Source organism: Leptolyngbya sp. FACHB-1624 (assembly GCF_047649235.1).
Lineage (GTDB): Bacteria > Cyanobacteriota > Cyanobacteriia > Leptolyngbyales > Leptolyngbyaceae > Leptolyngbya > Leptolyngbya boryana.
Map to the genome: position 1 here is coordinate 2,291,170 of NZ_CP180258.1, position 21,222 is coordinate 2,312,391.

Here is a 21,222-nt window from a genome sequence, read left to right on the forward strand (position 1 = left end):
AGTCTATCTTGCCCCGGAATGGAATTCCAGGGCGGGTAGAGGCGACGAATGATCCTTTCATCAAACATCCCCTAAGCATTATTAGAGACAGTTGAAGGTTCAATTGTCTCTTTTTTATTTGTTTCTCTCGCTGCTGTCGATCGCAGTGCTTGTCCTAGCACTTGAATTGCAATCCCTGGTTGAAACAGACTTGAAGCAGGTTTAAGCATGTGCATGACTTCTAAGAACGCTTGATAAATCTCTTTTTTCTGCGTCATCAATTGACCGAGATGATCGAAATACAGATCGAGCAATCGATTCAGTCCTTGGGACTTTAGCCCTTCAGCACTGCTGTAGCGATAATCCTGATTAATCGCAAACGTCCAAGGCTGATTTTGTACCTTCGCGACCTCTTTTTGAATTTTTCGAGCCAGACCTTTTAGTGAACTCGATCGATGTTGTGTGAAACACCGATCCAAAGTCTGAGCGCTGAGTGCTGCAACCGTCATGCCCTGTCCATAAATTGGATTAAACGTACAGGCTGCATGTCCGAGCACGACAAAATTCTCAGGCTGGCGCTGCATTTTCTCATACCGTCGCAATCGATTTTCAGTTTTCCGAAACCCGTAAATGGGCGTTAAGGGTTCTGCATCTTTGATTGCCTCATAGATCTCAGGACTGACCAAAGTTTTTGCAAACTCTAGAAACTCCGCTTCGGTCGTGGGCGGATAATCTCGTTCTGCACCAGCCAATCCGACTGACCAGCGATCGCCTTCGATCGGGAACAGTGCGCCTCCTCTCGTTGCACCTTGAGGCGCACAGGTAATAAAGATACCTTTCCAATCAGCTTGAAAGTCCGTAGGCAGGCGGTAGATGCGACTCGAATACCCAATGAAGGCATTGACAAACAGTTCTAAGGGAGGTTCATATCCTAAAGCTTTTAGCCATTGCGGCGTTTTGGAAGTTTGTCCACTCGCATCCACAATCCAATCGGCAGATAGAGATTGATCTTGAATTTTAACGCCGGCGATGCCTTGTCCATCTTCAGCTGCAATCAGCCCTGTTACCTGAGACTCCGGTAGAAATTGCACATTCTCGACTTGCTCTAATCGTTGCCGAATTGTCCAATCCAGTAAGTCTCGGCTCATTGAGATTTGGACTAAGTTCGATTCGTACCGGGGGAGCCACCCAAACGCACTAAACAATGCCACATCACCTGAAGGATTTAAGGACACTGCGCCAGCTTGAATCAACTGATCGCGTAGTCCTGGAAACAATGCTTCGAGAATTAACTGTCCGCGCATTAACAGAACGTGTAAGTGCCGAGATTGAGGCATACCATTTCGGGGCTGAGGTGCATCGGGAAACCGATCTCGTTCCACGATCGTCACTTGCTCGAAGTGATTTGCTAAAACCCTGCCTGCTAACAATCCTGCCATTCCACTGCCAATCACGATCGCATGTTGAAATCTGCTCATTTTAGAACTCCAGCCTTATTTTTAGCGATCTGCGTATATGTCGTTTTTCACCGGGATAGAATTAATTCTAAAAGTACAGAGGAGCGATCGTGTCAGATCACATTGGTTTTCTAGAAAATTGGCAGGATGCTTTAGTGTTTTGGTCTTTCGTTGCGGTGACAGTGTTTGTAACTTGGCGGATTCTCGTGAGTAAGCCGAGAGATTAGGACTGACAAATGCATTTGCGATCGTGAGTTCTTTGATATCATCATCGCGGGATTAATTCGACACTATGACGCTTACCGTTCAAGATATTGGCGAACAAGGATTATTAAAACGAGTTCAAGCTTTTTGTCCTCGTGCGGTCGTGGGAGATGATGCTGCGGTTCTGCCGACTGAACCTGGAAAATCGATTGTGATTACTTCCGATGTTTTAGTCGATGGCGTGCATTTTAGCGATCGTACGACTCCGCCTGAAGCCGCAGGTTGGAGAGCGATCGCGGCAAACCTCTCCGATTTGGCTGCAATGGGGGCTTCACCGCTTGGCATAACGGTTGGATTAGGCTTACCCAAAACAACACCCGTAGAATGGGTGGAAAAGCTTTATCAAGGCATGGCGGATTGTCTAAATCAATACGGGGGAGCCTTGGTCGGTGGAGATTTATGCCGATCGCCTGTGATTACTGTCGCGATTACTGCATTTGGTCAGGTTGATCCGAATCGTGTGATTCAGCGATCGACCGCTCAGCCCGGAGATGCCATCTTTGTGACCGGATTTCATGGGTCGTCCCGTGCAGGATTAGAAATGCTCTTACATTCTGACCCTGCACCAGAGAGAGCCTCATTAATTCGCGCACATCAATATCCAATTCCGCGATTTGATATTCCTCAACTGACGAGCCGCGTGTCTGGAATGGATAGTAGTGATGGCTTAGCAGATGCAGTCCTACAAATCTGTCGGATGAGTGGAGTCGGAGCAAAGCTCGATCGTGCTTTAATCCCAATTGATCCAGCTTTGAAACAGTGGGTTACTCCTGAAAAAGCAATGGAATGGGCATTGTACGGCGGTGAGGATTTTCAGCTTGTTTTATGTTTGCCACAAGAAGAAGCGAAGCTTTGGGTCGAGCAAGTAAGCGGCTCAGCGATCGTGGGTCAAATTACTTCTGATTTAGCAGTGCGATTGATTGATAGTTCCGGGGAATTTAGCGATCGCACTTTGAGCTTAGATCAAGGATTTCAACATTTCCAAAAGTAAGCGATTAACAAGAGTAGGGAGTGGGGAGTTGTTTCTTTGCTAGCTCCCTACTCCCCACTCCCCACCTAATTCAGCACTACTCTAGCTTCGGACTACACCAAAAACGACAATTGCTGTTGTTGTTGAGCGAGTACTTTCAGCAGATCTTGAGTCGTAAATGGTTTTTGTAAGAATCCTTGAAAGCCACGTCTTTCAGCTTGAGTCACAATTTCAGTGGATGCAAGTCCGCTCATCGCGATCGCATAAATTTCTCCGTTCACTCGCCGTAGTAAAGGTAACGTTGCCCACCCATCTAATGTCGGCATCATCAGATCCATGATCACAGTTTGAATCTCTGAATGTTCGGTCAACAATGCGATCGCTTCTGTCCCCCCTTTTGCGACAACAACCTGATACTCATGAGCCAATAGCATCGCTTGTAAAGTATCACAGACTGCCTGCTCATCATCCACGACTAGTACCCAAGCTTGCTGACCTGATAGAGACTGTAGTGTCTCCTCTGAAGGACACTCTTTTGAGCAATCCGCAGGCAGATAAATTTTGAACTGGCTCCCTTGATTAAACTGACTTTGAACATCTACGAATCCATGATGGCTTCTAACAATGCCTAGTAAAGCAGAAAGTCCTAAACCTGTACCTTTTCCGATCTCTTTCGTCGTGAAGAATGGATCAAAGATCCGATTGAGATTTTCTGGCGAAATGCCCGTTCCGGTATCTGTGACAGTGATGACCACATAAGAACCCACGTGAGCATCAAGATGTAACCGCGCGATCGCATGATCAATTTCAATGTTCTCAGCTTGCAGCGTTAGAGTTCCACCTTCAGGCATGGCATCCCGCGCATTCACACAGAGATTCATTAGAATCTGATGAATCTGTGTTGCATCACCTGTGATCGTGCAAAGGTCAGAAGCAATGTTGGTGTGAATGTCGATCGATTTAGGTAAAGTCTGCTGAATGATTTGCTGCACCTCACGGAGAACATGACTCAATTGCAAACTGACGCGATGTCCTTCGACTCCTCTTGCAAACGAGAGAATTTGCTTCACCAAGTCCGCGCCGCGCCGCGCGCTCGTTTCAGCCGTCTTTAGGAGATAGCGATTGCGATCGTCGAGATTGGGAAGCTTCAGCGGCAGAATCTGAGTCACTGCCAAAATGGGCGTGAGAATATTGTTGAGATCATGCGCTACTCCACCTGCTAAAGTTCCTAAGCTTTCGAGTCTTTGCGCTCTGAGAAATTGAGCTTCGAGCTGCTTTTTCTCGGTAATATCCATTTGAATGCCAAGCATTCGCAGCGGTTGAGCGACAAGGCTACTTTGTACCGCAATCCAGCGCAGACTTCCGTCAGGGTGCAGAATTCGGAATTCAGTATCGAGAGCCTGCTGATCTTCGATCTCAATCTTAGTTCGATCGTCAGGATGAAGTAGCTCAATCCAATGCTCATAGCTCCCAGCAAAACTTCCCGGAGCTAGACCATAAAGTGCTTCAGCCTCGGCTGTCCAATTAATCTCGTTCGTTTGTAGATTCCATTCAAAGGTTCCAGTTTTCGCAGCTTTTTGAGCGAGTTCTAATCGGGCTTGGATTTTTTGACATCGTTCAATCTCTTGCTTGAGTTCTGCGGTACGTTCTTGAACGCGTTGCTCTAAGATTTCATTTGCCTCCCGCAATGCTTCTGCGGCTTGTTTTCGCTCGATCGCATATCGCATCGAGCGAATCAATGTATCCGGATTGAGTTGACGCTTCATCAAATAGTCTTGAGCGCCATGTCGAACTGCATTGATTGCTAGATCATCATCATTGGTATTCGTCAGAACAACGATCGCAACACTGGGAAACTGAGAGGTTAAATTACTCACAGAATCGAGTCCAGTGCTATCAGGTAAAGTCAAATCAAGTAAAACAATATCAAAATGAGTCGATTTTAGCTGTGCGATCGCATCTGACATGCGCTGTACTGGGACAAGCTCAAATCGAGTCAGAATCGTGCTTTTGAGAATTTCTTGGAGCAGGCGCACTTCTGGAGCACTATCCTCTACAAGCAGCACCTGCACAGAAGGCTTCTCTAACCAGTTCTGATAGGTAATGTCGCAGTCTCTAACCAAAATTCCTCAATCCCCTGAATAATCTTAAATAGTTGGGGTAAATTTCGAGATTTAGCAATGTAGCAATTGACATGCAAATCGTAGCTTTTATGAATGTCTTCTTCATTGCGCGAAGTGGTCAGAACAACCACGGGAATATGCTTGAGCAAAGGATCAGCTTTGATCTCTGCTAGCACTTCCCGCCCATCTTTTTTTGGTAAGTTCAGATCCAACAGAATCAAATCCGGGTAAGGATCTTGAGCCTGAAGGATCTGCATCGCTTCCATGCCATCGCGAGCAACAATCACATCACATTCTGTCGCTGTGCTTTTCAGCGCTTCTTGGATGAGCCGAATGTCGCCTCGATTATCTTCGATGAGAAAGATGCGTTTTCTTTCCGGCATCTCGTCCTCCGACGGGAATGGTGAAGTAGAAGGTTGCGCCTTGATTGACATTGGATTCGACCCAAATCCGACCTCGATGGCATTCGACAATCTTCTTACAGATTGCTAGTCCCATTCCAGAGCCAGGATATTCATCGCGGGTGTGCAAGCGTTGGAAGATCACAAAGATGCGATCGCTAAATTGCGGATCGATGCCAATGCCATTGTCGCGCACTGAGAACAGCCAAGTATCTTCTTGCCGTTGCGCGCCGATATGAACCTTCGGTGGTTCTGCGCCTCTAAATTTAATCGCATTCCCAATGAGATTCTGGAAGAGCTGCATCAACTGAGTTCCATCTGCCACAATTTGCGGCATCGGATCATACGTTACAGTCGCTTCCGTCTCGGCAATGCGTCCTCTGAGGTTGCTGAGCGCATGAGTCAGCGCCGCTTCAGAATGCGTCAGTTGCCATTCAATGCCTTTGAGATCAACTTTCGAGTAGACCAAGACATCATCAATCAACGTCTGCATTAAGCTCACACCTTCGACAGCAAAATCGATGAACTCAGTGGCATCTTGATCCAGCGCATCGTGGTAGCGCATTTCGAGAAGCTGCACATAGTTCGCGACTTGATTGAGTGGCTCTTGCAAGTCATGCGAAGCAACATAGGCGAACTTCTTCAATTCAGCATTCGATCGCTCTAAATCCTGAGCTAGGAGTGCGAGTTCTTCAGCTTGCTTGAGGACAATGTTGACGATCGCTTTTCGCAATTCCAATGTAGCTTGAATCTCGACAGGCTTCCATGACAAGGAATTGAGCCGAACTGTCTCTTTCCAAAGCTCAAAGGATTTGCGGGGGCATAAACGACGATCGTCTCCGGATTCTTTAAGCTCATACGCATGATTTGGATCGCCTCCCCAGTTCACAGTTTGAATCACTTCTGGACGGAACCAGAGGACATAGCTCCGCTTAGAAATTGGAATCGCGAGTAATCCACTCGCCACATGCTTAAATCGCTCCGCATCAGAGTAAATCAGCGGCAGAGATTGAGTGTAAAACACCTCGTCATCATTGTTCTTCGCAAGCCATTGAACCAGATAATTCAGTTCTTCTTCAGAGGGGGTTTGCCCTAAAGTCGTCCAGCGTCCACCAAAACAAATTGCTGCACCTGTTGCATCTGCGAGATCGAGTAAATTCGGCTCGGATTGTGTCAGACCCTCAATAAAGTTACTTGCTTCAGACATCGCTTCAACCAGTGCAGATTGTACCTGTGCAAGGTGCATTCGATAGGTATAGTCTGCCGTTTCTTCGCGAGTCGAGATTTCTGCAAAGATCACACGTCCTAAAAATTCGCAGGCTTTCCGCAATTCATACGGCACAGGTTTGGGAGTGCGATGATGACAAGCAATCAAGCCCCAAAGCTTTTGGTCTTTCATCAAGGAGATGGTCAACGATGCTCCAACTCCCATATTGTGCAGATATTCAGTGTGGCACGCGTAAGGACTGCGAAGAATGGACAGGGTTAAATCGGTTGGCTGGTAGGTCAGTGGATTATTTGCCGGATAGAGGGCAACAGGTTCGGCGTGAGCATCTGGAATCACGCGAATCCAGTTAGACAGGAACATTTTCCGAGCGGGTTGAGGGATGTCAGATTCAGGGAAATGTAGCCCAAAGTAGGATTCAAGTTCTGCAATTTTTTCTTCTGCAACCACTTCGCCATGTCCATCATGGTCAAAGCGATAAAGCATCACTCGATCGAATCCGGTGACTTTGCGAACTTCGCGGACAATAATTTGACAAAAATCCTGAAGATTAGACGTTGCTTCGAGCTGGCTAATCGAAGCTTTTGCAAGATGATAAAAGCTCAGAAATGGAATGTTTTCCTCTGTCAAAGCAGGTTCTAACTCTAGAACTAAAAAGCCGTCTGCGCTGCGATGGAATACGGCATCAAATACAGCATAGTCATCGCCATTTCGTTTGATCCAAATTCTCGTTGGATTAATAAAGTCAAGGTTGTCTGCGGATAATCCAGCTCGGATTCGTTCAACTTGGAAAGAGTCGAGAATTTCATCGATCGCTTTTCCGAGCAATGATTCAGCATCCATTTTTAACAGAGAAGTCGTATTGCGGCTTGCCTGTAAAATAATTAACTCTGGCTCCTTTAACACGAGCAGGATGCCATGAGGTTGAACCTGGGTAAGGCGATGAATGGAAGGTTGCTTCAAGCTGATTAAACTGCTTGATTGAGTATCTAAATTTAAGTCAGTCATAATCTTTTCCTGCCTCTGTGAATTGCCACATCTACCCCTACGTTCCACGTCCGAGCATAGCGCAGGAATTTCAGCAAGATCGTTAATTAAAATCGCCAGTTTTTTTAATTAGATTTCTGAGCTTATAAAATTTAGGACTCTGCAATCAAAGCACAAACAATCCTGAGCGCTCACTCTCCTGGTAAGGTTACAATTCCTAACCAAAAATCTTTAATTCGCTGAATAATTTCAGTCAATCGATCGCGTTCTGAAGATTCGATTACATAGCTATTTCCTTGCAACACATAGCTTTGAAAGATGTCTTCTTTCTTCTCAGAAAAGGTCAGCACGATCACAGGTATTCTTCTAAACTGCGGATCGGATTTAAGTTCTTTCAAGACTTCATGACCTGTTTTTCCAGGCAAGTCCAAATCCAGCAAAATTAAGTCAGGGCGAGAAGCATTTTCGTAAATGCCTCGGCGGTACAAGAAATCGATCGCGCTTGCACCATCGGCGATCGCTTCGACTCGACAAGGAACTTCATCCTGTTGAAAGACATTTTGAATCAGGATCGCCTGCTCTGGGTTTTCTTCTAGCACTAAAATCAAGCGTTCCAACAGATCTTCCTCCAAGGCTGTGTGATCACTTTTAGTATGAAAAGTGCGATCGACGAAAAACTCTCTTGATTTTGTTAATCTTTCAGTCTCGACCTGATTTGTCGAAATCACTCGAAAAAATTGAGGAATGATGGCTTTAGGCTTGAAGCAGAAATTAAGCCCCTTCAGAAATTTTGATTATGCTGACTCATTCTCGATCGCTATTTACAATTCTTCTCCTCACAACGACGTTCGTTGCAGTTCCACTCGCTTCAGTTTCTCTCGCGGCTCCAGTGCAACCACCACCAAAAGAGATGTCAATGGCTCGCATGGGTCTTGCAGGCATCAAACTGGGTATGAAAGCGTTTCAGGTTGAACGCAAACTCGGCAAGCCACCCCAAATGGCATCTCAAGCTTCAACCTGTTGTGGAACCTTGCTCTACTGGAAATATCCAGAACTGGAAGTGCATTTTGAAGTCCCAATGGGCGTTCGTCAAGAACCGAATGCTACAGTTTATTCGATTACAACGCGTAGTTCAAAGTTCGCAACATTAGAAGGAGTGCGCGTCGGCGATCGCCGAAACAAAGTCTTACGAATTTACGGAACGCCCAGTGCCGACGAAGACAATGCAGTGTTTTATGCCAACGATCAGTACGCTTCGTCCTTAGTGTTTCGATTTGAAAACGATCGCGTAGTGGAGATCAGCGCCGCCTCACAGTTAAATTAACTTTGCTTGGAACTATTGTGATGAAGAGTATTCATCAATCAATATCGTTCACCTTTAGGACAATGAAATTTTTTAACCAGGGTATAGGACTTGCAACATTTTTGTTCCTCACAACAGCGATCGCGGCTCAAGCACAACAGCCTGCACAAGCTCGGATCTATGAGTTTCAGTGTCGCGAGGGCAAGCAGTTTCGAGCAAGATTTATTGGCAATCGTGCGATCGTGACTTTCGAGAATCAATCTCTGAACCTGCGCCAAGTTCGCACAGGTTCTGGAATTCGATATCAAGCTGGCAAGTACACCTTTTCTGGCAAAGGAGATCAAGCTGAACTGACGCACAACAATCGACCATTTTATCAAGCTTGCACCGGAACAATGATCTCTCCAGCCTCTACAACCGTTTCTGGCAACGTCACTTATCGAGAGCGGATTGCTTTGCCGCCTGATGCGATCGTGCAAGTCACTTTAGAATCGGTTGACGCACCAATCGAAGTTCTTGCAGAACAAACTATCGAAACGAAAGGCAAACAAGTCCCGATCCCGTTTTCGCTCAATTACAATACTTCTAGCATTCGTGAAGACATATCTTATGTCATTCGTGCCCGGATTTTAGTCGATCAGCAGCTTCGTTTTGCTGGAGATGTCGCTTACCCAACTACACCGCATCAGAAGCCTGAAAAAGTTGAAGTAATTGTCCGTTCAGTAACGCCCACTCCAAGATAGGTAACTTAAGGAACTGGAATCCCTGGAATATTCACACGAATCCGATATACAGAGCTACAAGCCGTAACATAGAGGCTGCACCAATCAGCATCACCCCAGGCACAGTTAGAAGGCTGCTCTGGAAATACGATCGTGCCCAGATGAGTTCCATCCGGTTCAAACACCCAAACTCCCCCAGGTCCAGTCGCATAGAGATGCCCGGCTTGGTCAACCTTCATGCCATCCGGATTCCCAGATACTCCCGGAGTACTCATCGCGCAAAAAACTCGATCGCCTGTTAGAGAACCATCCGCTTGCACATCAAATGCACGAATATGACAGCGTTCCGACGAATCATCAATATACAGCGTCCTTTCATCTGGAGATAATGCTAAACCATTCGGTGCAATGAAATCTTGAACAACCAGTTTCAGCATTCCATCAATTGATAGATAGTAAACTCCTTGAACAGGTTGTTCTTGCTGCTCAGGTTGAATTCCATAAGGTGGATCAGTAAAGTAGATTGAGCCATCTTGTTTCACAATCACATCATTAGGACTATTGAGTTTCTGGTTACCAAAGCGATCGCATAACACGGTAATCGTTCCATCTAACTCCGTCCGAGTCAAACGACGGCTTCCTTCCTCGCAAGTGATCAATCGTTTTTGTCGATCGCGCGTCAAGCCATTCGCGTTACCACTAGGCTCCCGAAAAACCGTTAATTGTCCATCTGCAAATTTGTAGATCCGATTAGCAGGAATATCGCTAAATAGTAAACATTGTGAATCTGCACACCACAGCGGACCTTCTGTAAATTTCAACCCGGATGCAATACAAGTGACACGGAAATTCTTAGGAAACAGGGTTTTGAACGATTGTGTTGTTGCCTGTAAGCAATTTCCTGGCAAGTATTTTGCGATCTGCTGTTTGATCTTTAATTTTATTGTCATCACTTTAACTGCATGAGGTTTGTACACAGCATTATCAACGATTCGATTCCTAAATTAAAAGCTCGTCGTAGTTAAAAAAAGAACAAAGCATGTTCCGAGTACTATTTAAAGAAATGTCTTAGAAATGTGCATCAAGAGATTGAATCAGTCTCTGAATATCACAAGATGCCAACAATAAAAGTATCTATACTGCCGATTATGTCTAGCTTTCATAATCGACAATCCACTAGCAGCGTTTGATGAAGTTTTGATGAAGTCTTGATTTTTTTCCCCTGACGCTCGATTGTGACGCTGTAAAAACTGCAACAAGTCACCTGTGTAATTCATATCAGCCTCAAAATGAACATAAGCTTTCAGGTCAATACACCGCAAGTCGTTTGTGAAACGATTGATGGAGAAGTCGTCATTGTTAATTTAGAGAAAGGATACTACTACAGCTTGCTTAAGACAGGCGCAGAAGTTTGGAGTGGTCTTGAGCAAGGCAGCGATCGTCTTCACCTCATTGATCAACTCACGCAAACCTATGCAGCAAGCTACGAGGATATTGCAACAGCCGTCGATGAGTTTCTAGACCATCTAATACGTGAAGAACTGATCTTGAAAGTCGAAGGCACGACGCTTGATTCGCCAAATCCCACCACAACGATTGCACCTTCTGCCTCCAAACCTCAATTTGAAAAACCGATATTGGAAAAGTTCACCGACATGGAAGACTTACTCCTACTCGATCCAATTCATGAAGTCGATGTAGAAGTAGGCTGGCCTAACGCCAAGTCTGCCTAACGCTCATGAACAATTCACCAGAGAAGCACAAAAAACACATCTTCCAGTTTGGATTCTATCGTCTCACTTTCACACAAGAGCTTCTGTTAAAAGCAGCCCTTTTGAAGGGTCAATCTGCACTCACCGCTTGGGAGCAGTGGAAAGCTCGCGTCGATATTGAAACCTTAGACTCAACATCCTTTACACTCCTGCCGCAACTATACCAAACTCTATTGGCGCACGGTGTCGAAGACCCTCACATGGCAAGGCTGAAAGGGATTTATCGGCGCACTTGGTATGCTAATCAACTTCAGATCCGATCGCTTCATACCATTTTGGCAGCCTTGGCAGAAGCTGGAATTGATGCGATCGTTCTCGGAGATGCTGCCCTCAATTTTCACGCCAGCAACTTACCTGTCTCCAGTTTCCATTTGCTGCTCCGCCAAGATCAGCTAGATCCTACCTTCAAGACCCTTACCGCTCTTGATTGGGAAGCCCCTGCACCGACTCCAGGGCAGGTGTCAATCCAATTCAAGGCGCAACAGCAGAGTCTCTATATTCAGACACGTCTATTTTGGGCATTCCCTCAAGATGAGACAGATGAGCAGGTTTGGCGGCGAGCCATCTCGCTTCCTAACGCTGGATTCTTACTCGATCCAACCGATCAGCTTTTAGAAATCTGTGCAAGAACATTCTTGAAGGCAAGAGGACAAACCATTCAGGGTCTCGCAGATGCATTTTTACTGATCCAGAGATTTGGCGACGATCTGGACTGGCAACGATTGATCACTCAAGCACAACGCTATCGTATGATCTTGCCCCTGCGAAACACGCTGACGCTCTTGCACCAAATCCTTGAGTTAGATGTACCAAACTGGGTCCTGCCTACGCTGGTGCAGATGCCGCTCCTATCTGAGGAATTGTCCACCTATCAAGTCTTAGCAGGAGAGTGGCAACCGTGGCTGAGAGCGCAAAGCTTACCTGTGATGCGACCTTTAGAACAGTATTTATTTCAGCTTCGGCATCGCCCATTTCCAGGTAGACAAATTCTGAAAACGCTTCTTGTTCCCCGATACTAAGTCACTCTTATGCAACTTACTTCAGCTCCACCCGCTTTGAGATTAGAAGAACAGGAACAGCTCGTCTACTTTCAGATGGTTCATGCAGGATTTGAGCGAGCCGCTCAAGCTGTTGGAATCGTGAAGTTCTTCTATCTAATTGGAGGATATACGATTTGTCTACAGTTTGCAGGAGACGGATTAGTTCCCTATCTCACACCTGCACTTGCTCACTTAGTGACTTCACCTGTAGCAGATCCAGATCTCACGATTTGTATTTGGGATAGTGCTTCTACCTCAACGCAATTGCCATTACTGATTGGCAGTCTCATCGAACTGCTTGAGATCAATTGGACGAGCCACTTAGGACCGCGCAAAGAAGTCAAAGGATACGATGGCGATCGCATTCGCTCCAACTTTCACATCGGACCGAACATTCTGAGCGTGCTCGATCGCAAGCAGAATCTTGCCTGTTACTGGATTAAAGATGCCGAAAATATTCCCTACTGGGAAAAGGGTTCACCTCTGCAAATGATTCTAAATTGGTGGACAACCGATCGTCACAAACAATATGTTCATGCTGGAGCAGTTGGCACTCTAGATGGAGGTGTCTTGCTTGCAGGGAAAGGGGGGTCTGGCAAATCTTCTACTGCGCTCGCTTGCATCGATAGTCCACTCGTTTACGCCAGCGATGATTATTGTCTGCTTTCGATGGAGCCGACTCCCTATGTTTATAGTCTCTACAACACTGCCAAACTGAAGGGACAAGAAGATTTAGAGCGATTTCCTCGGTTGGCTCCTTGGGTCAATAATCGCGATCGCCTAGATTCAGAAAAAGCAATGCTCTTTCTGAATCATCACTGCCCTGAAAAAGTCGTCACAGGCTTTCCGATTAAAGCGGTATTAGTTCCACAAGTAACTGGAAAATCAGACACGCATTTGCGCCCGACAACAGCAGCAATGGCATTAAAAGCACTTGCGCCCAGCACAATGTTCCAATTAGCAGGTAGTGGAAAAACGGCATTCCAGATGATGTCTAGCTTAGTCAAGCAAGTTCCTTGCTATGCTCTGGAACTCGGTACGGACGTAGCCCAGATTCCCGCTGTGATTGCGAATTTACTGACATCACTTTAAATGAGGCAGTGAGATGAGAACTTTGCAGCAAAAAATGATTGATGGGCTGATCCGATTTACACCCGCTCTACTTCCACCCCAGCGACAATACTATAACGAAATGAATAACGATCTTGGATTGCTGAATATGTGTTTCCAGGCAAGCGAAACGGTTATTTCTTAGAAATCGGAGCCGCAAATGGTAAAGCAGCCAGTAGCTGTTATGTGTTGGAACAAAAGTTCGGATAGACAGGGATTTGTGTTGAACCGAATGACTATTTTTTTGAACAGCTTGTTGACAATCACCCCAATAGCACTTGTGAGAAAGTTTGCCTCTCAAATCGAGTTGGCAACGTCATCTTCATAGAAGGCAGCGAAGATACAGTAAGCCACTATCTGAGTGGGATTAAATCTAATCTGGAACAGGTCAAGCAGGTTGCATCAAGACAGTTACTAGACCCTAAGCAATACCAATCATGAGCACTTCTCCTTTAGTAAGCGTGATCATCCCCACCTGTAACTACGGAAAATTCATCGCAGCAACGTTGGATAGCGTACGCGCTCAAAGTTACCATCCGCTCGAAACGATCGTGGTCGATGACGGTTCAACGGATCACACTGCTGATGTAGTCCGTGCTTATCCAGAAGTGCGTTACTTCTATCAATCAAATCAGGGAGTATCGGTAGCTCGTAATCGCGCGATCGCAGAGGCTCAAGGAGAATTCATTGCGTTCTTAGATGCAGATGATGTCTGGCAGCCCAATAAGCTCAGTATTCAGATTGCCTATATGTTAGAGAATCCGGATGTTGGCATCACCGCAACGAAAATCAAAAATTTTATCGAACCAGGAACTCAGCTCCCATCCTGGTTTCAACCCGAAATTGGGCTTGAAGATCACAAGAGTCCCATTCCTAGTACGCTGGTCGTTCGCAGAACTGTGTTTAGTCAAATTGGGAATTTCTCGCCTGATTATCGTGCCAGTGAAGATCTCGAATGGTTATGTCGAGCCAGAGATGCTCAAATCCCTATCATCACACTTCCTGAAACACTGATTCTCAGGCGGCTTCATGGCGCGAATTTGTCCTGGCAAGCATGGCGTGAAAGCGTTCATCGTGCCATCAAAATCCTGAGAGCATCGCTTGCCCGTAAAACACAGCGACTCGCTGATTAAGTCAATTTAAGAGCGGTCAGCAAGCGTTCAGCGTCATCTTGAGGGTCATATCCTAGCAAGGCTTGAGCATTGCTGATATCCCAATAGCGGCGAGTATTGCCGGAAATAGCGTAGAAAATCTGAAAGCCGAGATTATCTTGCTCTAGCGATCGCTGTACCAGTTGAGCCAGATCCCGTGGACTACACCAGACTGCCAGCATGCGATCGTTAGGGCTGTAAAGTTTGGGTTCGGCTACAAAGGCTCCGATGCGAAGGCAAACGATCGACATTTCATATCGATCGACAAAAAATTGCCCTAACGTTTCACCAAATGCCTTGCCAACTGCATACAACGAATCAGGGCGAACCAGTTGATCAGACGTAATCTGAGGTTCTTGCTTCACTTCTCGCCAGCCAGAAACATGATTCGTGCTGGCATAAATGATTTGCTTGACTCCAGCTTGGCGAGCTGCTGCAAAGACGTTATATGTGCCACCAATACCGCTCGTATAAACGTCTTGCCAAGGCTGATCGATACGAGGATTTGCTGCAAGATGAATCACAGCATCGACTCCTTGCATTGCCTTAAGCACTGCTCTAAAGTTTTCGATGTTGACCACTCGCATATCTTGCACCTGGGGAATACGTTTACGATCGAGACAACGAAAGTGATAGGTTTCCCCAAGATAGTGCTGCAAGGACATCCCAATCGTTCCGGCTGCTCCCGTCAATAGAACAGTTTTCTGATCCGACTTGGGGCGAGGTTGAAAGAAGTTGCGCATGTTTAGATTTCCTGAGTCGTTTGAGGGAGATTAGACTGCCGCCGTCGATCCAGCATCGTTTTGAGAATATGGAGACGTTGATTCGCGTGCTGACGTTCTGTAATGCCACTGTTCGTCTCATGCAGTCGCCTATGATAAACAATGTCGGGCAACATGAGCTGTCTCAACTGTTGTTCGACCGCGCGGGCATACCAACTTATATCGATTCCTGTTTTTAACTCGGTTTCAAACTCACCGACTCGCAGGAATGCCGATCGCTTAATCAGCATCGCGCTGGAAATATAAGCAGCACTCGGCTGCTCCGGACAGCGAATGCGTTGCCGAAACGTTTCGTCTAGCTCTGGACTATAGAACTGTTGAACATAGCCAAACACAGCCTCCAAATTTGGATCAGATGTAAAGGCTTCCATTTGTTGAGATAACTTGTCTGGCATCCAAATATCATCGGAATCAAGAAAGGCTAGAAATTCGCCTTGAGCTAAGCCAATGCCGGTATTTCTAGCAGCGCTGATTCCACCATTTGGTTGATAGTGGTAAACAAGATTTGGGAGATATCGCTGAGCAATCTCTGCACTACGATCGCTCGATCCATCATCAACCACAACTAACTCGATCGCTGGATAAGTCTGAGCGAGAACACTATCAATCGCCTCAGCCAGATAGAGATCGCGATTGTAAACCGGAATAATCACACTAACCAGTGGAAAATTAACAGTCATCAGAATTGTCCTTTCATTAAATCATCCGATAAACTTCACTGTTACAAAAGCTATTCAGGAAGTAATCTGCTGAGAGTTTCTGTCTGGTTTCGCAATGCTTTAGGTAAAGGTGCGTCTCAAGAATTAAGGACGTATCCAACGCCTTTTCTGCGGCTTCTTCTAGGGTGTTGAAGTACATGGGATACTCATCACCCAAGTATTCTTTCACGGACGGGAGTGGATTGACGAGCAGGGGAGTTGCACGAGCGATGCATTCAATAACGGCATTGTTCGCGCTGGCATCATACAAATCGATAAAGGCGATATTGGCAGCTAACAGATCATCGTACTCATCATTAGGGAGATGTCGAAGAACAGTCGTATTTTCTGAGTATGCTTCATCAATATCGATCTTATAAATTCTCGCTTCTTGCTGCATCAGCTTAGTAATGAGATCTTCGGCTACATCAAACAAAAAGCCTAGCCTGACTTTCTCATAGCCCAGTGAATTATCTTTATCCAGTGGGAGTCGATAAATCGAGTTCAATTTGCGGAGCCACCATCCAATCTGCACCACTTTTTTACGTGGATTTTGTAAGAATTGATGAAAATCAAACTGTTTTTCAGGGATTTCAGTTGGATGAACTAACACAGAAACAGGCTTGCCTGTCTGCTCTCTTAGCCATTCTGCATGATAGTTCGAGAGGGCAAACAACCCAATGCAATGAGGTAGACTATCTTGCCAGATTTGCTTTTGAAATAGCCTTTGGAGTGAATTGTGATAGTGAAACCAAATGGGAATAGCAGGAGGATTGTGGAAGAACCCAACCCAAGGTTTTTGATAAGGCGTAATTCCTTTTTCTTCTGAAGTTGCGAGATACTGAAACACACCATCAGCTTTCATTTTCGCCAAAATTTGGCGCGATCGCGATCGCGCATTGTGCTGAAATAGAAACTGATTTTCTATACACCCATCAAACAAAACACCATGAGGATTGTGCAACGGACTCAGTGCCTGAACTGCAAAGTTCCAGCCGCTACGATGAAACCCAAAAATTCGTTGTTTTCCAAGACTAATTTTGCCAGTGGTCATGCCTCTGGATATATGTTCTGTCTTGATTACGCTTGAGTTTCCTGCTGAAACAATTTCCGCTTGACTAGAAGAACTCTTACGTTCTGATAAGCCCAAACAGTGGTAGTAAAACGATAGATCGGTTGCCTCAAAATCTAAGCTCAGCGCTTGCTCGTAGTACTGCAATGCTTCTTCCATCCGACGTTGTTTGAGCATCAAATTGGCTAACTGCTGATAGGCAGGCGCATAGTTCGGATGGAGTCGGATTGTTTCTTGATAGCGCGTCAAGGCTTCTTCCAGATTCCCTCGGGCGTGCCAAGCGTTCGCTAACTTAAATTGCGTCAGAGCAATGTCTACGTTGAACGACTGTTTCATAGGAACTCTACTTTGCTTTGTACAGTGAGTGGTTTACGAGCAAATCCGTACTGGATTAAAAGTCGGATTGGGCGAAGCACATAGTAAAGGAAAAATAGCCAGCTTGGTAAAGGCAAGAGTTCACGATCGTGCTCATTGATCGATGTGATGGTTGTCAAAATCGCGAGCAGCGTGATGAGGGGATAAAAGCCTGTCGCAAAAATTCCATCTCTCGCTTGATCTAGAGTATTCAGTTGGTTCGTATATTCCGACCAAGAAGTTTTCAACACGCCTGTAGGAGCGCGATCGCTCTCAAAAACTTGCTGATGACTGGAATCGTCGGCAAGTTTCTCGCGCACAAATTCGGGTAGCGGAACACCCAGAAGTTGAGCAGTCACCTCAACCCCGATGAGAAAAAGCCGTTGACTTCGTAAATCAGCCGATAGTTCTAGCGCAGTATTCCAGTTCAACTTAGGATACGCTTGAATGATCTGAGCAACATCACAAATCTGCTTAAATGAGCGCTTCCAAGGTTCCTTCGCAACATTTAGACATTGAACCACCAGTGCTGTCTCCGGCGAAAACGTTTGAATCGACTGTCCCATTAGATCGATCGTGTCTAGATTTTCCCAGAGGCGCTCAATGCGATCGCACTTCCAAGTTCGTCTCGGCGGAATTCCCCAATGTAAGTCAATGCTTCGCTCTGGATTACTATGCAGCAAAGAGTGTTGAAACTTCTGATTAAACAAGGCTGCATCAGGCGTGCGGTTCACTAAAGAAATCTGAAGATATCGCTGAAATTGTAGAAGTTCGCCTGTTGAAACTGGAGAATGATAGCCTGCTGCTACTAAGACTGCTTTTGCTTGCCAAAAATCTTGCCGCTTAACAAGAATATCTAAATCATTGAATTGACGAAAGGCAATATTGCCGTATGCAGAAGCTGCAAGTGCCGATCCCTTAAATGCGATCGCATCAATTCCAGCCGCTTCAAGCTGCGCAAGCACCTTCAAGAGTTCCTGAGTTTGCGAGACATTATGCAATCCATTCATCCGATAACAGACTTGCAAATTCATCAGGATGGATCGCGGGACTTGAACATCCATCGATTTAAGACTGTGATATAGCAGCGGCATAACGCCATGATCGATCGCAGTTTTTAACAGTACCGACCAATCGATCGCCCCTCCCAACGCATCTTTCACGTCGCACTCGGCTGTTGTGCCGAAATAGAACCGGATACAGGCTAGTAAAGCAGTATTTTCAGGAGTTGTCATTGATAGTGTTTGGCTTGAATTTCAAACAAGTGAGCATAGGTTCCTCGTCGCGCCATTAATTGGTCATGCGTCCCACTTTCTGTGATTCTTCCTTGATCCATCACATAAATTCGATCCGCCATCTTGACCGTTGAGAGACGATGAGTAATTAACAACGCTGAGCGATCGCGCATCAGATCCCGAAATTTCTGAAAGACTTCAGCCTCAGCTTTGGCATCCATAGCGCTGGTTGGTTCATCGAGCACAACCAACTGAGCTTCACGTAAAAAAGCCCGAGCTAATGCAATCTTTTGCCATTGTCCTCCGCTGAGTTCTTCGCCCCCTTTAAACCACTTTCCGAGCAGTGTGTTATAGCCTTGTGGCAAGGTTTGAATCACTGCATCGGCACCCGATTGATGAGCAGATTGAACAATGCGATCAGAGGTAATCGGTAGTTCAATATTGCCAAGCCAGATATTATCTTGGGCGCTGAATTGATAGCGCGTGTAGTCTTGGAAAATCACACTGATCTGACGATGCAAATCGTCAGGCGAAAAGTGCCGAATATCAATGCCATCGATCGTAATCCGCCCTTCTGTGACATCGTAGAGTCGAGTCAAAAGTTTGACCAATGTTGTTTTACCCGAGCCATTTTCACCAACGAGTGCAATCACTTCTCCTGGTTGAATAGAAAGATTGATGTGCTTCAGTGCAAAACGGGCAGAATTCTGGTATCGAAAACTGACATTTTCAAACACAATTCCGCGGCGAAACGGATTCGGCACAGTTGTCGGGTGAAGAGGTTTCGCGATCGTGGGTTGAATCGCCAAAAACTCGTACAGGTCAGCAAGAAATAGATGATTTTCATGCAGGCTTGCTAGATTGCCAATGAGATCTTTCAGCGCACCCTGCCCGCGTTGCAGAGCTTGGCTATAAAGGACGAGATCGCCGAGCTGAAATTTCCCCTGCAGCGTTTGTTCAATCATGAATCCATACGCTGCAAGAACTGCAAGGCTAGTGATCCCTTGCATGAGCAATCGAGCACTGGCTTGTCGGGTAATCAACGCAAGCTTTTCTCGCAGCAATTGCTGTCTTAACTCCTGCACCCATTCAATCAGTAAGTTGCCAATATTGAAGAGCCGAATTTCTTTCGCTGGGCTATCGCCTAACAGTAAATGCCCAAAATAATTAGCTTTACGTTCAAGTTCAGTTTGATGTCGCTGCCACTTGTAAAGCGCTTTAGACTGTTGAACCCGCAGAAGCATCATGGGCATCGAGGCAACGACTAAAATACTAATCAACCCCCAATGCATCGTGATGAGTAACCCGGCAACCACAATGAGAGAAAGGGCACTTTGCCCAATTGAGGTCAAATTGTTCAACATTCGAGTAGGACGGTGAGGCGCCTCCCACTTCGCGCGCTCTAAAATGTCTTGATACTGAGGATTTTCATAAGACTCTAAATCAATCTCGATCGCTTTTCTGTAGAGTACAACTTGCATGTAATCCGTCACTCGCTGAGATAAAGTCGTCGAAACTAACTCAGCGATAACAGCAGCAAAATTAGTCAGCAGCATGACTATTCCTGTACCCATCAACAGAAATAGAATGTGATTAAAATTTTGAGACTGACTCGTTCCCTTGAGACTACTGGCAATGCTGTCAACAATCAGCTTAATCAAGTAAAGCTGGATCAGCGGTAACAGCGTTTGAACAATCGCCACAAAGCTATGAATCGTTGTCCAGAATGGCGAACTTTGCCACACTAACGTAACTGCGCGGTTAATTTTCAACATGTAGAAACCCAACAGGAGAATGATCTCCGAATGATTTCCTATTCAAGTGATTTAGGAAACAAGTAGAGCAAGTTCGGTTTCTACTGATTCGTGTACTCTGTTTTTACGACAGGCTTTTTTGAAAAACTTCACGCAAAATTCACATTATGATCTGGTATCAATACTGACTCGTCCAATGCGATCGAATGGATAAAACCGGATCCAAGCGCGACCCAAGATAAAATCTTTGGGCAAAAAGCCCCAAACATGCGAATCATTACTATTATTTCGGTTGTCTCCCATCACAAAGTAGCTATCTGCTGGAACAGCTGCAGGTCGCATCGTATACCTCGGCGCTTCAGCAATATACGGTTCTTGTAAGGCCTGACCATCGACAAATACTTTTCCAGACTTAATCTCGACCGTTTGCCCAGGCTTGCCAATGATCCGCTTGATGAAGGCTTGATCTTTAGAATATCCAAGTTCTTGTAACTGAGGGGGTGGATCAAAGACAATGATGTCGCCAAATTCTGGTGGATGCGATCGATACGACAATTTCTCAACGACTAAGCGATCGCCCACTTGCAACGTCGGAACCATCGAATCAGATGGAATAAATCTCGGTTCTGCCACATACGATCTCACGAGCAAAGCCAAAATCAAGGCAATAAATAGAATTTGGAAGTTCTCCCACCAGATTTTCCATTTGGGCGGAGAATCTGAAGCAGGAAGATTTTGAGGTTCGGCTTTGGTTTCGGGAGTCATGGCACGTTTAACTTGGTCTTTGGACATTTTATCTCTCTTCCACTTCTTTACCGATTTT

Annotated in this window: 20 protein-coding genes; 8 read left to right on the plus strand and 12 right to left on the minus strand. The window is 45.7% G+C overall.

Features of this window, described 5'->3' with window-relative positions; genetic code table 11:
- Positions 1 to 71 precede the first annotated feature (71 nt).
- Positions 72 to 1,457: an NAD(P)/FAD-dependent oxidoreductase gene (locus ACMUEV_RS10545; protein WP_190653314.1), complete on the minus strand. Its 1,386-nt coding sequence runs from the start codon at positions 1,455 to 1,457 to the stop codon at positions 72 to 74.
- A 271-nt stretch (positions 1,458 to 1,728) separates the two neighbouring features.
- Between ACMUEV_RS10545 and thiL the strand changes: the two genes are divergently transcribed.
- Positions 1,729 to 2,691: a thiamine-phosphate kinase gene (gene thiL, locus ACMUEV_RS10550; protein ID WP_017289137.1), complete on the plus strand. Its 963-nt coding sequence runs from the start codon at positions 1,729 to 1,731 to the stop codon at positions 2,689 to 2,691.
- A 92-nt stretch (positions 2,692 to 2,783) separates the two neighbouring features.
- On the opposite strand, the gene ACMUEV_RS10555 is transcribed toward thiL, so the two are convergent.
- The 4 genes from ACMUEV_RS10555 to ACMUEV_RS10570 form a co-directional block, all read right to left on the minus strand.
- Complete coding sequence (locus ACMUEV_RS10555; RefSeq protein ID WP_199329709.1) at positions 2,784 to 4,793, minus strand: response regulator; 2,010 nt, start codon at positions 4,791 to 4,793, stop codon at positions 2,784 to 2,786.
- On the minus strand, positions 4,754 to 5,176 hold the full coding sequence (locus ACMUEV_RS10560; RefSeq protein WP_017289135.1) for a response regulator: 423 nt from the start codon (positions 5,174 to 5,176) through the stop codon (positions 4,754 to 4,756). Before ACMUEV_RS10560 ends, ACMUEV_RS10555 begins: the two co-directional genes overlap by 40 nt.
- Entirely contained in the window at positions 5,139 to 7,427 is a 2,289-nt protein-coding gene (locus tag ACMUEV_RS10565; RefSeq protein WP_190653313.1) for a sensor histidine kinase, read from the minus strand. The genes ACMUEV_RS10560 and ACMUEV_RS10565 overlap by 38 nt, the downstream gene beginning before the upstream one ends.
- A gap of 170 nt (positions 7,428 to 7,597) precedes the next feature.
- Complete coding sequence (locus ACMUEV_RS10570; RefSeq protein ID WP_348251526.1) at positions 7,598 to 8,023, minus strand: response regulator; 426 nt, start codon at positions 8,021 to 8,023, stop codon at positions 7,598 to 7,600.
- Positions 8,024 to 8,202: 179 nt separating this feature from the next.
- Between ACMUEV_RS10570 and ACMUEV_RS10575 the strand changes: the two genes are divergently transcribed.
- Positions 8,203 to 8,730 (plus strand): hypothetical protein, encoded by a 528-nt coding sequence (locus ACMUEV_RS10575; protein WP_190653311.1) that lies wholly within the window; start codon positions 8,203 to 8,205, stop codon positions 8,728 to 8,730.
- A gap of 62 nt (positions 8,731 to 8,792) precedes the next feature.
- Positions 8,793 to 9,452: a YbaY family lipoprotein gene (locus ACMUEV_RS10580; RefSeq protein WP_190653310.1), complete on the plus strand. Its 660-nt coding sequence runs from the start codon at positions 8,793 to 8,795 to the stop codon at positions 9,450 to 9,452.
- A 5-nt stretch (positions 9,453 to 9,457) separates the two neighbouring features.
- Here the strand turns inward: ACMUEV_RS10580 and ACMUEV_RS10585 are convergent, their stop codons facing one another.
- Positions 9,458 to 10,381, minus strand: coding sequence for an SMP-30/gluconolactonase/LRE family protein (locus ACMUEV_RS10585; RefSeq protein ID WP_199329708.1), 924 nt, complete (start codon positions 10,379 to 10,381; stop codon positions 9,458 to 9,460).
- A 339-nt stretch (positions 10,382 to 10,720) separates the two neighbouring features.
- On the opposite strand from ACMUEV_RS10585, the gene ACMUEV_RS10590 reads away from it, so the two are divergent.
- From ACMUEV_RS10590 to ACMUEV_RS10610, 5 genes are all read left to right on the plus strand, one after another.
- The gene (locus ACMUEV_RS10590; RefSeq protein ID WP_017289129.1) at positions 10,721 to 11,164 is read left to right on the plus strand and encodes a PqqD family protein; all 444 of its coding nucleotides are present in this window, start codon (positions 10,721 to 10,723) and stop codon (positions 11,162 to 11,164) included.
- A gap of 5 nt (positions 11,165 to 11,169) precedes the next feature.
- A complete protein-coding gene (locus ACMUEV_RS10595; RefSeq protein WP_190653308.1) occupies positions 11,170 to 12,222 on the plus strand; it encodes a nucleotidyltransferase family protein in 1,053 nt (350 codons plus the stop codon).
- 9 nt (positions 12,223 to 12,231) lie between these two features.
- Positions 12,232 to 13,335, plus strand: a complete 1,104-nt coding sequence (locus tag ACMUEV_RS10600) for a serine kinase (protein ID WP_190653307.1) — start codon at positions 12,232 to 12,234, stop codon at positions 13,333 to 13,335.
- Positions 13,336 to 13,348: 13 nt separating this feature from the next.
- Positions 13,349 to 13,498 carry a hypothetical protein gene (locus ACMUEV_RS10605; RefSeq protein WP_199329707.1) on the plus strand — a complete coding sequence of 50 codons (150 nt, stop codon included), beginning with the start codon at positions 13,349 to 13,351 and terminating at the stop codon, positions 13,496 to 13,498.
- Positions 13,499 to 13,790: 292 nt separating this feature from the next.
- Positions 13,791 to 14,486 carry a glycosyltransferase family 2 protein gene (locus ACMUEV_RS10610; RefSeq protein ID WP_017289125.1) on the plus strand — a complete coding sequence of 232 codons (696 nt, stop codon included), beginning with the start codon at positions 13,791 to 13,793 and terminating at the stop codon, positions 14,484 to 14,486.
- Here the strand turns inward: ACMUEV_RS10610 and ACMUEV_RS10615 are convergent.
- The 6 genes from ACMUEV_RS10615 to lepB all read right to left on the minus strand — a co-directional run bounded on the left by ACMUEV_RS10615 (position 14,483) and on the right by lepB (position 21,191).
- Positions 14,483 to 15,247 carry an NAD-dependent epimerase/dehydratase family protein gene (locus tag ACMUEV_RS10615; RefSeq protein WP_190653306.1) on the minus strand — a complete coding sequence of 255 codons (765 nt, stop codon included), beginning with the start codon at positions 15,245 to 15,247 and terminating at the stop codon, positions 14,483 to 14,485. The genes ACMUEV_RS10610 and ACMUEV_RS10615 overlap by 4 nt on opposite strands.
- A gap of 2 nt (positions 15,248 to 15,249) precedes the next feature.
- On the minus strand, positions 15,250 to 15,966 hold the full coding sequence (locus ACMUEV_RS10620) for a glycosyltransferase family 2 protein (protein ID WP_190653305.1): 717 nt from the start codon (positions 15,964 to 15,966) through the stop codon (positions 15,250 to 15,252).
- A gap of 16 nt (positions 15,967 to 15,982) precedes the next feature.
- A complete protein-coding gene (locus tag ACMUEV_RS10625; protein WP_190653304.1) occupies positions 15,983 to 17,392 on the minus strand; it encodes a tetratricopeptide repeat protein in 1,410 nt (469 codons plus the stop codon).
- Positions 17,389 to 18,645: a nucleotidyltransferase family protein gene (locus tag ACMUEV_RS10630; protein ID WP_190653303.1), complete on the minus strand. Its 1,257-nt coding sequence runs from the start codon at positions 18,643 to 18,645 to the stop codon at positions 17,389 to 17,391. Before ACMUEV_RS10630 ends, ACMUEV_RS10625 begins: the two co-directional genes overlap by 4 nt.
- On the minus strand, positions 18,642 to 20,420 hold the full coding sequence (locus ACMUEV_RS10635) for an ABC transporter ATP-binding protein (protein WP_190653302.1): 1,779 nt from the start codon (positions 20,418 to 20,420) through the stop codon (positions 18,642 to 18,644). The genes ACMUEV_RS10630 and ACMUEV_RS10635 overlap by 4 nt, the downstream gene beginning before the upstream one ends.
- 144 nt (positions 20,421 to 20,564) lie before the next feature.
- Entirely contained in the window at positions 20,565 to 21,191 is a 627-nt protein-coding gene (gene lepB / locus ACMUEV_RS10640) for a signal peptidase I (protein ID WP_242044783.1), read from the minus strand.
- Positions 21,192 to 21,222 lie beyond the last annotated feature (31 nt).

Bases quoted from the DNA above. Each gene is read 5' to 3' on its own strand.
- ACMUEV_RS10545 (WP_190653314.1), bottom strand. From the start codon at position 1,457: ATGAGCAGATTTCAACATGCGATCGTGATTGGCAGTGGAATGGCAGGA.
- thiL (WP_017289137.1), top strand. From the start codon at position 1,729: ATGACGCTTACCGTTCAAGATATTGGCGAACAAGGATTATTAAAACGA.
- ACMUEV_RS10560 (WP_017289135.1), bottom strand. From the start codon at position 5,176: ATGCCGGAAAGAAAACGCATCTTTCTCATCGAAGATAATCGAGGCGAC.
- ACMUEV_RS10565 (WP_190653313.1), bottom strand. From the start codon at position 7,427: ATGACTGACTTAAATTTAGATACTCAATCAAGCAGTTTAATCAGCTTG.
- ACMUEV_RS10575 (WP_190653311.1), top strand. From the start codon at position 8,203: ATGCTGACTCATTCTCGATCGCTATTTACAATTCTTCTCCTCACAACG.
- ACMUEV_RS10580 (WP_190653310.1), top strand. From the start codon at position 8,793: ATGAAATTTTTTAACCAGGGTATAGGACTTGCAACATTTTTGTTCCTC.
- ACMUEV_RS10585 (WP_199329708.1), bottom strand. From the start codon at position 10,381: ATGACAATAAAATTAAAGATCAAACAGCAGATCGCAAAATACTTGCCA.
- ACMUEV_RS10590 (WP_017289129.1), top strand. From the start codon at position 10,721: ATGAACATAAGCTTTCAGGTCAATACACCGCAAGTCGTTTGTGAAACG.
- ACMUEV_RS10595 (WP_190653308.1), top strand. From the start codon at position 11,170: ATGAACAATTCACCAGAGAAGCACAAAAAACACATCTTCCAGTTTGGA.
- ACMUEV_RS10600 (WP_190653307.1), top strand. From the start codon at position 12,232: ATGCAACTTACTTCAGCTCCACCCGCTTTGAGATTAGAAGAACAGGAA.
- ACMUEV_RS10605 (WP_199329707.1), top strand. From the start codon at position 13,349: ATGAGAACTTTGCAGCAAAAAATGATTGATGGGCTGATCCGATTTACA.
- ACMUEV_RS10610 (WP_017289125.1), top strand. From the start codon at position 13,791: ATGAGCACTTCTCCTTTAGTAAGCGTGATCATCCCCACCTGTAACTAC.
- ACMUEV_RS10615 (WP_190653306.1), bottom strand. From the start codon at position 15,247: ATGCGCAACTTCTTTCAACCTCGCCCCAAGTCGGATCAGAAAACTGTT.
- ACMUEV_RS10620 (WP_190653305.1), bottom strand. From the start codon at position 15,966: ATGACTGTTAATTTTCCACTGGTTAGTGTGATTATTCCGGTTTACAAT.
- ACMUEV_RS10625 (WP_190653304.1), bottom strand. From the start codon at position 17,392: ATGAAACAGTCGTTCAACGTAGACATTGCTCTGACGCAATTTAAGTTA.
- ACMUEV_RS10630 (WP_190653303.1), bottom strand. From the start codon at position 18,645: ATGACAACTCCTGAAAATACTGCTTTACTAGCCTGTATCCGGTTCTAT.
- ACMUEV_RS10635 (WP_190653302.1), bottom strand. From the start codon at position 20,420: ATGTTGAAAATTAACCGCGCAGTTACGTTAGTGTGGCAAAGTTCGCCA.
- lepB (WP_242044783.1), bottom strand. From the start codon at position 21,191: ATGTCCAAAGACCAAGTTAAACGTGCCATGACTCCCGAAACCAAAGCC.